This is a genomic window from Rhodococcus chondri, assembly GCF_036327435.1.
GTDB lineage: Bacteria > Actinomycetota > Actinomycetes > Mycobacteriales > Mycobacteriaceae > Rhodococcus > Rhodococcus chondri.
In genome coordinates, this window is record NZ_JAUZMZ010000147.1 from 1 (window position 1) to 11,450 (window position 11,450).

Below are 11,450 nucleotides of genomic sequence, written 5' to 3' on the forward strand. Positions count from 1 at the left end.
CGACTGCTGGCGAGCCGGCTCGCCAGCAGTCGCGCGAGCGGCATCACGCTGCGACGCAGGGTGACGAGCTCGGCGTCGGAGGAACGAAGGAAGTCTACTTCCTCGGCGAGCTTCGGCACTCCGTACCGTTCGACGCGTTCGCGGCCCAACTGCTCGGCGGTGCGGCGACGCGTTTCCCGTTCCACCATCGCCCGGAAGTCGGCGATCCGGCGCTCGGCGGTGCGCCGGGCAACCTCGGTGGCGTAGTCGCCGTCCTCGCGTTCCTCGCGGGGTCCGTTGCCGAGCAGACCGTCGAGAATCTTGGTGAGCAACGACTCCGGGGCGACCTCCCGCAGCGCCTGATACGCCGAGAAGGAAGGACCGTTGGAAGACTTGTACTGGCCGAGTTCCTCGACGAGGTGCGCTGTGAGCATCTGCGTGGCCTCGAGCGCTTCGGGCGACTCGTCCGCGAGCAGTTCCGCGATGAGGTCGCGCAGCGCCTCGAAGTCGATCTCCCCGTCGGGGGTCCGGGGCAGGGTGGTCTCGGCGGCGGCGTCGCGGCGGCCGATCGCGGCGGGGAACCACAGATCGAACAGGGCATCGAAGGTGGGCCGGTGGGTGGGCCGACGCAGCAGCGTGCAGGCCAGGCCTTCACGGAGCGCCTCGCGGTCCAGCAGATCCAGCACCGTCATGACCTGCCCCGCGTCGACGGTTTCCGACGGGCCCACCGCGATACCGCGCCGCCGCAACGCCTCGACGAAACCGACGAGGTGACCCGGGATGCCGTGGGGTGCCACCGGCAACCGGTCGGGTCCGGTCAGGTGCGCGCCGGTCATGTCAGTTCAACCGGAGCTCGGCGGCGGCCCGCACCTGATCGGACCTGTGCTTGAGGATGACACCGAGCGTGGTGCGTAGGGCCGCATCATCGAGTGTGTCCATTCCCAGTGCCAGCAGGGTCCGGCCCCAGTCGATCGTCTCGGCCACCGAGGGCACCTTCTTGAGTTGCATGCCGCGCAGCACCCGTACGGTGCGCACGAGCTGCTCGGCGACCGATTCGGCCAGCTCCGGCACCCGGCTGGCGAGAATCCGTCGTTCGAGGTCGGCGTCGGGGAAATCCAGGTGCAGGAACAGGCAACGTCGTTTGAGGGCCTCCGACAGTTCCCGGGTCGCGTTGGACGTGAGCACCGTGAACGGTTTGCGGGTGGCCCGGATGGTGCCGAGTTCGGGGACCGTGACCGCGAAGTCGCTGAGCACCTCGAGGAGGAGGCCCTCGATCTCCACGTCCGCCTTGTCGACCTCGTCGATCAGCAGCACGGTCGGATCCTCGCGGCGGATCGCGGTCAGGAGCGGACGCGACAGGAGGAACTCCTCCGAGAACACGTCTTCCTTCGTCGAATCCCAGGTCTCGCCGGCCGCCGCTCCCGCACCGGCCGATTGGATCCGCAGAATCTGCTTCGCGTGGTTCCACTCGTACAGTGCGCGCGATTCGTCGACGCCCTCGTAACACTGGAGGCGCACGAGTTCGGCACCGGACGTCTGCGCGACCGCGCGAGCGAGTTCGGTCTTGCCGACGCCCGCGGGTCCTTCGATGAGCAGCGGCTTGTCGAGACGGTCGGCGAGGAATACCGCGGTCGCGGTCGCCTTGTCGGCGAGGTATCCGGTCTCGGCGAGGCGGTCGATCACATCCTGGACATCCGCGAAGATCGGCGGGGTGAGGGGCAGCGCACGATCCACGCTGAGTCCTTTCGTCGTCGTGTCGGTATCAGGCGGGCCGGGTGTGGCCGTCGCCCCACACGATCCACTTCGTCGAGGTCAGCTCGGGCAGCCCCATCGGACCGCGGGCATGCAGCTTCTGCGTGGAGATGCCGATCTCGGCGCCGAACCCGAACTGTTCCCCGTCGGTGAAGGCCGTCGAAGCGTTGACCATAACCGCTGCGGCATCGACCCGCGCGGTGAACTCGCGCGCCGCCGCGAGGTCGGAGGTCACGATCGCCTCGGTGTGCCCGGTGCCGTACCGATCGATGTGCTCGACGGCCGCGTCGATACCGTCGACCACGGCGAGCGCAACATCGAGCGTGAGGTACTCCTCCGCCCAGTCGGTTTCCGTGGCGGGCACGAGACCCGGCAGATCACCGTGCACGGTGACGCTGTGCGACTGCAGCACCTGCAGCAAGCGCGGTACCGCCGTGTCGGCGACGGCCTTGTCGACCAGGATCGTCTCCGCGGTGTTGCAGACGCTGGGCCTGCGCGTCTTCGCGTTGATCACGATCTTCTCGGCCATCTCGAGGTCCGCGGCGGAATGCACGTACACGTGGCAGTTGCCCACACCGGTTTCGATGGTCGGCACCGTGGCGTCCCGGACGACGGCGGAGATCAGCCCGGCCCCACCGCGCGGGATGACCACGTCGACCAGTCCCCGCGCCTGGATCAGGTGGGTCACCGACGACCGGTCGGCGCTGGGCAGCAACTGCACCGCATCCTCGGGCAGTCCCTGGGCGGCGAGCGCGCCGCGCAGCGCCTCGACGAGGGCACGGTTGGAATTCGCCGCCGACGACGAGCCGCGCAGCAGCGCGGCGTTGCCGGATTTGAGGGCGAGCCCGAACGCGTCGACGGTGACGTTGGGACGTGCCTCGTACACCATGCCGACGACACCGAGCGGCACCCGGACCTGGCGGATCTNGAGNCCGTTGGGCAGCGTCGAGCCACGCAGCACCCCGCCGATCGGGTCCGGCAGCGCCGCGACCTGCCGAAGTCCCGAGGCGATGCCCTCGACCCGGTCGGCGGTCAAGCGCAGCCGGTCGAGCAGTGACTCCTCGGTGCCCGCGGCGCGCGCGGTGTCGATGTCGGTGGCGTTGGCCGCGAGCACGGCGTCGGAGGCGGCGAGCACCGCATCCGCGGCGGCATGCAACGCGGCGTCCTTCTCGCTGGTGGTGAGCAGCGCAAGACGACGGGAAGCGACCCGCGCGCGGCGGGCGGCGGCGTGCACGGCTTCGCGGGTGTCGCCGGTGCCGGCGGTCCGGGCTTCCCCGGAATCGGGCGCAGCTGAGTCAGGGGTCACAGCAGTCATGGTCACCAGCCTAGTCGGGGCATACCGCTGCCCGACAGGCACCGCTGCTCGGACCTGCCCGGCCTACGTCGCGGTCAGCGTAGTCCGGTACCGCGCGCCAGGGCGGTGCGGACGAGGATCGACACCAGTTCGCGGTACTCGATGCCGGTGGCCTCCCACATCCGGGGATACATGGAGATCGAGGTGAAGCCCGGCATCGTGTTGATCTCGTTGATGACCGGTCCGCTGTCGGTGACGAAGAAGTCGACGCGGGCCAGGCCCTGGCAGTCGAGTGCGCGGAAGGCCCGGACCGCCAGTTCGCGGATCTCGTCGGAGACGGCGTCGTCGAACTTGGCCGGGACGTCGAATTCGCAGACGTCGTCGAGGTACTTGGTGTCGAAGTCGTAGAACGCCTCGTGATCGCCCGCCGAGTCCGGCATCCGGATCTCCGCGACGACGCTCGCCCGTACGTCACCGTCGGGGAACTCGAGCACACCGCATTCGACCTCGCGGCCGATGATCGCGGACTCGACGATCACCTTGGGGTCGTGGACCCGGGCCTTGTCGACCGCGGCGTCGAACGAGGTCCAATCGGTGACGCGGGTGATGCCGATGGAGGATCCCCCGCGGGCGGGTTTGACGAATACGGGCAGGCCGAGACGGTGCTTCTGCTCCGCGGTCAACGTGCGCGTCCCGGGACGCATCACGACCTGGAATCCGACCGGCAGGCCTTCGGCCGCGAGGAGTTTCTTGGTGAATTCCTTGTCCATCCCCGCGGCGCTCGCGAGCACGCCCGGTCCGACGTACGGGATGCCGGCGAGTTCGAGCAGTCCCTGGAGGGTGCCGTCCTCCCCGTAAGCACCGTGCAGCACCGGAAAGACGACGTCGACCGAGGCGAGCACCCTGCCGAATTCGCCCTCGTCCAGTGCGACGATGTCGCCGCTGCGGGTGGGATCTGCGGTGAGCACCAGCGAGGAGCCGGACGCATCGACGACGGGAAGTTCGCGTCCGGCCTTGGCGAGCCGCTCGGGATCGGTATCGCCGAGCACCCACGATCCGTCGGTGGTGATGCCGATCGGCACCACGTCGTAGACCTCCGGGTCGAGGTGGCGCAGGATGCTGCCCGCCGATACGCAGGACACGGAATGTTCGTTGCTGCGACCACCGAAGACGACGGCCACCCGGATTCGGGGAGTGCTCACGGCACAAACCGTACCGGCAACGAGTTGTTCCTCCTCAGCCGAGTGCCGGACACCGCATCATGTCGCGCGCAGCGCGCCGTCGAGATCTGCGAGCAGATCGTCGGTGTCCTCGATGCCGCACGAGAGCCGCACGAAGCCGGCGGGTACCGCATCGCCCCAGCGTGCGCGGCGGTCGGCGGTGGTGTGGATGCCCCCGAAACTCGTCGCGGACGTCACGAGTCCGGAGTTCCGCACCAAGCGATGGAAACTGTCCTCGTCCGGAAGACGGAAGGTGACGAGCGGCCCGAATCGGCGCATCTGTGCTCGCGCCACGGCATGGGCGGGGTCGTTCGCCAACCCTGGATACCGGACGTTCGCGGCCGCTGGATGGCCGCACAGCATCTCGGCGATAGCGAACGCATTGGTGCATTGCCGCTCGAAGCGCAATCCGGCGGTCGCAAGACTGCGCTGCGCGAGCCACGTCTCGAACGGCCCCAGGACCGTGCCGGACAGCAGCCGTTCCCGATCGATCCGCGGCAGCAGTGACTGGTCCGAGACCGCGAGATACCCGTAGAGCAGATCACTGTGCCCGCTGAGGGATTTGGTGCCGCTGGCGACCACCACATCGGCGCCGAGCGCGAGCGGTGCCTGGCCGAGCGGTGTGGCCGTGGTGTTGTCGACGAGCAGCAGCGCCTCCGCATCCCGGCACATCGCCGCCGTCGCACGGAGATCGACGACATCGAGTCCCGGATTCGAGGGTGTCTCGGCAAGGACCACCGCACCTGCCGGCACTGCCGCCAGCACATCTCGCAGCGTGCCGTCGGTGAACTCGGACACCTGCAGCTCGCGCACCACGAGACCCATCGGCTCGAGGCAGTCACGGGCATACATTCGCACCTGGTAGTAACCGTCGGACGGCACGACGACCGTCCCACCGGGCACGGTCAGCGATCGCAGCGCCACGGTGATGGCGGACATGCCGGACCCGACCACCCGGGCGGCGGCGGCGCCTTCGAGTTCGGCGAGGGCAGATTCCAGTGCACGCCACCCCGGGTGGGATGCGCGCGCGTAGGTGTCGAGGCCCGGACTCTCGTCCTGTCCGAGACGATACGGTGCCGCGAAGACCGGCCCCGGTTGGAGCGGGTCTCCAGGATCACCCTCTGCAGCAACAGCTTTCACGCAGCGCGTGGAATCACCGGTCACCGGCTCACTCCGGTTTGACGCGCCGGCCGAGCAGCAGTCCGATGGCGTCGGATACCGACATACCTTCATGGCAGACCCGGTGCACGGCATCGGTGAGTGGCATTTCCACGTCGTAGTTCTCGGCGAGCGCGCGCACCGAGGTGCAGGACTTCACGCCCTCCGCCACCTGACCGTGGGTAGCCTCCTGTGCGCTTTCGAGCGAACCTCCCAAACCGAGCCGCTCACCGAACGACCTGTTGCGCGACAACGGCGAAGTGCATGTCGCGACAAGATCACCCACTCCGGCGAGGCCGGCGAGAGTCGCCGGCTTGGCCCCGACGGCGGTACCGAGACGGGTGATCTCGGCGAGGCCCCGCGTGATGATGGTGGCGACGGTGTTGTCCCCGAATCCCACCCCCGCGGCCATGCCGCATGCGAGGGCGATGACGTTCTTACACGCGCCGCCGATCTCGCAGCCGATCACATCGGTATTCGTATAGGGTCGGAAATATCCTGTGGCGCAAGCCTTCTGAATTTCCATTGCCCGCGCGGAGTCGGGGCACGCGACCACCGTCGCTGCCGGCTGCCCCTGGACGATCTCGCGAGCAAGATTCGGACCGGACAACACGGCGATCCGATTCTGTTCCGCACCGGTGACCTGACCGATCACCTGACTCATCCGCAGCAGGGTGCCGCTCTCGATTCCCTTGGCCAGACTGAGCAGGGTGACGTTCGGGGCGATGTCGTCACGCCAGACCCCCAGGTTCTCGCGCAGAGTCTGCGACGGCACCGCAAGAACCGCGAAGTCGACTCCGTCGAGAGCCACCCGATGATCGGCGGTCGCCTTCAGCGCGCCCGGCAACTCCACCCCGGGCAGGTACCCCGGGTTCTCGTGGTCCTCGCTGATGGACCGGGCAACCTCGGCCCGACGCGACCAGATCGTCACGTCCGTGCCGGCCTCTGCCAGCACTTTCCCGAATGCCGTGCCCCACGAACCCGCTCCCAGAATTGCCGCCTTGCTCACGCGGTCCCCCGTCTCGTTCTCATCGCCGTGCCGTACCGATTCCGCTGCAGCGCCTGTCCGGCCCGTAGATATCTGCCGCGGTTGCTTCAGTATCGCCCACGTCCGCCGAGGCCGCCGATGACCACCACGAGACCGCGACTGGCAGAATCACCGGCATGACCGCCGCGCACGTCCTGATACCCGTCAAGGCCCTCGGCCTGGCGAAGTCACGGCTTGCGCATGTCCTCGAACCGGAAATCCGCGCCGACCTCGTCCTGGCGATGTTGCGCGACACTCTCGACGCGACTCTTGCCTCGGGAGACCTGGACGTCACAATTGTCACTTCCGATCCGCACGCGGCGGCCGTCGCGAGCGCGTGCGGCGCTCGGGTCTTCCCGGATCCCGGGCCGCCGGGTGCCGGATCGACCGGCGCCGAGCGGCTCAACGCCGCCTTGAACGCGGCAGCAGCCCACGTCCGCCACCGGACACCGGGCATCGGACTGATCGCCTTGCAGGCAGATCTTCCCGCGCTGCGACCGCACGAGCTGGTCTCGGCTCTCGACGACGCCCGGCAGGTCGGACGGGCAATCGTCGAGGACCATACCGGCCTCGGCACCACAGCCCTGTTGCACTGTGTGCCCCACGAGCCGCTGCACGCAATGTTCGGAGCCGACTCGGCGCGTCGCCACGTCGAATCGGGCGCACGAGCGCTGACCGGTGACCTGCCCGGACTTCGGCTCGATGTCGACACCGTGGCCGACCTCGAGGCCGCCGCTCGCTTGGGTACCGGTCCGGCCACCGCGTCGGTCCTTGTGCGCATCGGCTTCGCGGTGCCTGCGAAATAACGTCGTCTCCGCCGACCGCTCACTCCGGCATCGTTCCTGCCACAATGAAGCGGTGAACAACGGCGAAAGCACCGACACGAGCCTCCGATCCGAACCAGTGGTTCTTCCCCCGCCGTCTCCGCGCGCCGAGCGACCCGGTTCTGCGCAGAGTGCGCCTCCCGCAGCGGCGGCGCTGCCCGCGGCGAGGACGCACACGGACGGCCTGCCGGCGGACCGTTACCTCAACCGAGAATTGAGCTGGATCGACTTCAATGCCCGGGTGCTCGCACTCGCCGAGGACACCTCCATCCCGCTGCTCGAGCGCGCGAAGTTTCTTTCGATCTTTGCCTCGAACCTCGACGAGTTCTACATGGTGCGGGTCGCGGGGCTCAAACGTCGAGCCGAGACCGGCCTGTCCGTGCGCTCGGCGGACGGTTTGTCGCCCCGCGCCCAACTCGCCCTGATCGCATCGAGCACCCAGGAACTCGCGGGCCGCCAAGCCCAGGTGTTCCTCGATTCGGTGCTCCCGGCGCTCAAAGCGGAAGGCATCTCGATCATCCGATGGTCGGAACTGACCGAAGACGAGCGCGTACGGATGACCCGTTATTTCGCCGAGCAGGTCTTCCCGGTCCTCACCCCCCTCGCGGTCGATCCCGCGCACCCTTTCCCTTACATCAGCGGCCTCAGCCTGAATCTTGCTGTCACCGTGAAGGACCGGGATTCCGCGGGTGAACACTTCGCCCGCGTGAAGGTGCCGGACAACGTGGAGCGCTACGTCCGCGTCGACCGCGCCGGATCCTCTCACGGGCTGCCGGCCTTCCTGCCCCTCGAAGAACTCATCGCCGCGCATCTCGACGTGTTGTTCCCGGGCATGGAAATCGTGGAGCACCATGCATTCCGCGTCACCCGTAACGCAGATTTCGAGGTCGAGGAAGATCGCGACGAGGATCTGCTGAAGGCACTCGAACGCGAACTCGCGCGACGGCGCTTCGGATCGCCCGTGCGACTCGAAGTGTCGGACGACATGACGGAGCACATGCTCGAACTGCTGTTGCGCGAACTCGACGTCGACCCGGCCGATGTCGTGCAACTCCCGGGACTGCTCGACTTGTCGAGTCTCTGGCAGGTCCATGCGGTCGACCGCCCGGATCTCAAGGATGCACCGTTCGTACCGGCGACACATCCGGCGTTCGGCGAACGGGAAACACCCAAGAGCGTCTTCTCGACGCTGCGCGACGGCGACGTGCTCGTCCACCACCCCTACGAGTCGTTCTCGACGAGCGTGCAGCGTTTCATCGAGCAGGCCGCAGCCGACACCCAGGTTCTCGCCATCAAGCAGACCCTGTATCGCACGTCCGGCGACTCTCCCATCGTCGACGCTCTGGTCGCCGCGGCCGAAGCGGGTAAGCAGGTCGTGGCGCTCGTCGAAATCAAGGCACGATTCGACGAACAGGCCAACATCAAGTGGGCGCGCAAGCTCGAGCAGGCCGGCGTGCACGTCGTGTACGGACTCGTCGGACTCAAAACACACTGCAAGACGGCCCTGGTCGTGCGGCGCGAGGGTTCCGCGATCCGGCGGTACTGCCACATCGGTACCGGCAATTACAACCCGAAGACTGCACGCCTGTACGAGGACGTCGGCCTGCTCACCTGCTCGCCGGAGATCGGCGCGGATCTCACCGATCTGTTCAATACGCTCACCGGCTACTCACGGAAAGCGCAGTACCGCAACCTGCTCGTCGCCCCGCTCGGGGTCCGGAAGGGAATCATCGAACGTATCGAGCGCGAGATCGAGCACCACGAGGCAGGCCGGCCGAGCGGCGTACGTCTCAAGGCGAACGCCCTCGTCGACGAGCAGGTGATCGATGCGCTGTACCGAGCATCGAAAGCGGGCGTTCCCGTCGATATCGTCGTGCGCGGCATCTGCGCGCTCAAACCCGGAGTTCCGGGACTGAGCGACAACATCCGGGTCAGGTCGATTCTCGGTCGCTTCCTCGAACACTCACGCCTTCTGCATTTCCGGGGAAGCGACGAATACTGGATCGGCAGCGCCGACATGATGCACCGCAACCTCGACCGTCGCGTGGAAGTCATGGCGCAGGTCAAGGATCCGCGGCTCTCCGCACAACTGGACGGGATCTTCGAATCCGCTCTCGATCCGGCCACGCGGTGCTGGATCCTCGAAGCCGACGGAACGTGGACGGCATCACCTGCGCCGGGTACGGCGGCCCGTGACCATCAGGTCGAGCTCATGCGCAGTCGCGCGTCCTGACCCGGAGGTACCGGTGCCCGATTCGCCCGATAAACCGATGAAAGCCAACATCTTCGCGGCCGGTGCCGTGCTGTGGCGGTTCGACCCCGCCGACTCCTCGGCGGTCGAGATCGCAGTTGTGCACCGGCCCCGCTACGACGACTGGACATTCGCCAAGGGCAAGCTCGATCCCGGAGAAACCCCGGTGGTTGCCGCGGTGCGCGAACTCGAGGAAGAGACGGGATTCCGTGCCGCGCTGGGACGGCACCTCGGCAAGGTGACGTACCCGGTGGTCGGGCATCGCAAGCTCAAACGCGTCGACTATTGGTCCGCGCGGATCCTCAGCGGAGCATTCGAGCCGAACGACGAAGTCGACGAGTTGCGTTGGGTCCCCCCCGACGTTGCCTTCGAACAGCTGTCGTATCCGATGGATCGCAGTGTGCTGCGCCGATTCCGGGCCCTTCCCGCCGACACCACCACGGCGATCATCGTGCGTCACGCAAAGGCCGGTAGTCGCAAGAAACACCGCGGCGACGATCACGAGCGCGAACTCGATGCCAGTGGGCGCGCCCAGGCCGCCGCGCTCGTTCCGCAGCTCTCGGCGTTCGATGCGGACAGCGTCGTGTCGGCGGACCGCGTGAGGTGCATCCAGACGGTCCGGCCGTACGCGGAACGCCTCGGGGTCGATATCTCCGTCGAACCGGCGCTCTCCGAGGAGGAGTACACCGCCGACCCGCAATTGGGCCGCAAGCGCACACTCGACGTGGTGGCGCGGGGAGGCACCCCGGTGATCTGCAGCCAGGGAAAGGTCATCCCGGACCTGCTCGGGTGGTGGGCCGAACGCGACGGAGTCGCGCTGCCCCCGACGCGTAATCGTAAGGCGAGCATGTGGGTGCTCTCGCTGCGCGGGGACCGACTGCTCGCGGCCGACCATATCGACAGCCCGCTGCCGACCACTCCTGCCTGAGCGCCGGAGGTTCCGGGGCAACATGGACCTCGGTCCGGATGCACGTCGGCGGATGTACCCGGAAGCCGCCGAGCGACTGTGCCGGTCCGCGCGAAACGAGGACCGGTCACATGAAGAAGCCGCGTGCCTACTTCTTGGCTGCGCTCTTGCGAGCCGGAGCCTTCTTGGCCGCCGTGGTCTTCTTGGCCGCCGTGGTCTTCTTGGCCGCCGTCGACTTCGCCGCAGTGGTCTTGGCCGGAGCCTTCTTTGCTGCGGTGGTGGTCTTCTTGGCCGGAGCCGACTTCGCCGCCGTGGTCTTCTTCGCCGCGGTGGTCTTCTTCGCCGGAGCCGACTTCGCCGCGGTGGTCTTCTTCGCCGCGGTGGTCTTCTTCGCCGGAGCCGACTTCGCCGCGGTGGTCTTCTTCGCCGCCGTCGACTTCGCCGCAGTGGTCTTGGCCGGAGCCTTCTTTGCTGCGGTCGTCGTCTTCTTCGCAGCGGTCTTCTTCGCCGCCTTCTTTGCGGCCGCAGTCTTCTTCGCGGCCGCGGCTGCACCACGCTTGACGGCCGGTCCCGACGCGGGCAGCTTCTGGGTGCCCGCGATGACTGCCTTGAACTGTGCACCCGGACGGAACGCCGGCACCGAGGTCGGCTTGACCTTGACCGTCTCACCGGTCCGCGGGTTGCGGGCAACGCGAGCGGCGCGACGCCGCTGCTCGAAAACGCCGAAACCTGTGATGGTGACGCTCTGTCCGGCGTGCACCGCGCGAACGATCGCGTCGACGATATGCTCCACAGCATCCGTCGCCGTACGCCTGTCCGCATTCAGTTTCTCGGTCAGAACGTCGATCAGCTCTGCCTTGTTCATTGGTTTCCTCCGCACATAACGGTCCACCGTCAGACCGACTCGAAGTCCACGGTAGCCCCGCAAACGGTCAAGAGTCTATGTGCCACGCCAATTCTCATGCAACTATGTCGGCGGGCCGGGGCCCCCGGGCCGGTCGGTGCCGGCCCGCCCGGGGCCGGCGGGGGCGGCCGCTC

The 11,450-nt window shown here is 67.6% G+C and carries 9 protein-coding genes and 1 pseudogene; 3 read left to right on the forward strand and 7 right to left on the reverse strand.

The features are described from left to right. The 6 genes and pseudogenes from Q8814_RS20350 to Q8814_RS20375 form a co-directional block, all read right to left on the reverse strand. Positions 1-815: pseudogene (locus Q8814_RS20350) on the reverse strand (hypothetical protein); the annotation flags it as partial. A gap of 1 nt (position 816) precedes the next feature. Continuing rightward, positions 817-1,713: an AAA family ATPase gene (locus Q8814_RS20355; RefSeq protein WP_330153812.1), complete on the reverse strand. Its 897-nt coding sequence runs from the start codon at positions 1,711-1,713 to the stop codon at positions 817-819. A gap of 28 nt (positions 1,714-1,741) precedes the next feature. Further along, positions 1,742-3,046, reverse strand: a complete 1,305-nt coding sequence (locus Q8814_RS20360; RefSeq protein WP_330153813.1) for a glutamate-5-semialdehyde dehydrogenase — start codon at positions 3,044-3,046, stop codon at positions 1,742-1,744. Positions 3,047-3,120: 74 nt separating this feature from the next. Continuing rightward, a complete protein-coding gene (locus tag Q8814_RS20365) occupies positions 3,121-4,227 on the reverse strand; it encodes a D-alanine--D-alanine ligase family protein (RefSeq protein WP_330153814.1) in 1,107 nt (368 codons plus the stop codon). A 57-nt stretch (positions 4,228-4,284) separates the two neighbouring features. Beyond that, a complete protein-coding gene (locus Q8814_RS20370; protein ID WP_330153815.1) occupies positions 4,285-5,409 on the reverse strand; it encodes a cystathionine gamma-lyase in 1,125 nt (374 codons plus the stop codon). Between the two features lie 4 nt (positions 5,410-5,413). After that, positions 5,414-6,412 (reverse strand): NAD(P)H-dependent glycerol-3-phosphate dehydrogenase, encoded by a 999-nt coding sequence (locus Q8814_RS20375; RefSeq protein ID WP_330153816.1) that lies wholly within the window; start codon positions 6,410-6,412, stop codon positions 5,414-5,416. 155 nt (positions 6,413-6,567) lie between these two features. On the opposite strand from Q8814_RS20375, the gene cofC reads away from it, so the two are divergent. From cofC to Q8814_RS20390, 3 genes are all read left to right on the forward strand, one after another. Beyond that, complete coding sequence (cofC, locus tag Q8814_RS20380) at positions 6,568-7,236, forward strand: 2-phospho-L-lactate guanylyltransferase (protein WP_330153817.1); 669 nt, start codon at positions 6,568-6,570, stop codon at positions 7,234-7,236. Positions 7,237-7,333: 97 nt separating this feature from the next. Next, complete coding sequence (locus Q8814_RS20385; RefSeq protein WP_408015950.1) at positions 7,334-9,487, forward strand: RNA degradosome polyphosphate kinase; 2,154 nt, start codon at positions 7,334-7,336, stop codon at positions 9,485-9,487. A 37-nt stretch (positions 9,488-9,524) separates the two neighbouring features. Then, positions 9,525-10,433 (forward strand): NUDIX hydrolase, encoded by a 909-nt coding sequence (locus tag Q8814_RS20390; RefSeq protein ID WP_330153819.1) that lies wholly within the window; start codon positions 9,525-9,527, stop codon positions 10,431-10,433. A gap of 127 nt (positions 10,434-10,560) precedes the next feature. Here the strand turns inward: Q8814_RS20390 and Q8814_RS20395 are convergent, their stop codons facing one another. Then, the gene (locus Q8814_RS20395; protein WP_330153820.1) at positions 10,561-11,277 is read right to left on the reverse strand and encodes an HU family DNA-binding protein; all 717 of its coding nucleotides are present in this window, start codon (positions 11,275-11,277) and stop codon (positions 10,561-10,563) included. Between the last annotated feature and the right edge of the window lie 173 nt (positions 11,278-11,450).

Excerpts from the sequence above, each read along its gene's own strand:
- cofC (WP_330153817.1), top strand. The coding sequence starts at position 6,568 with ATGACCGCCGCGCACGTCCTGATACCCGTCAAGGCCCTCGGCCTGGCG.
- Q8814_RS20390 (WP_330153819.1), top strand. The coding sequence starts at position 9,525 with ATGAAAGCCAACATCTTCGCGGCCGGTGCCGTGCTGTGGCGGTTCGAC.
- Q8814_RS20395 (WP_330153820.1), bottom strand. The coding sequence starts at position 11,277 with ATGAACAAGGCAGAGCTGATCGACGTTCTGACCGAGAAACTGAATGCG.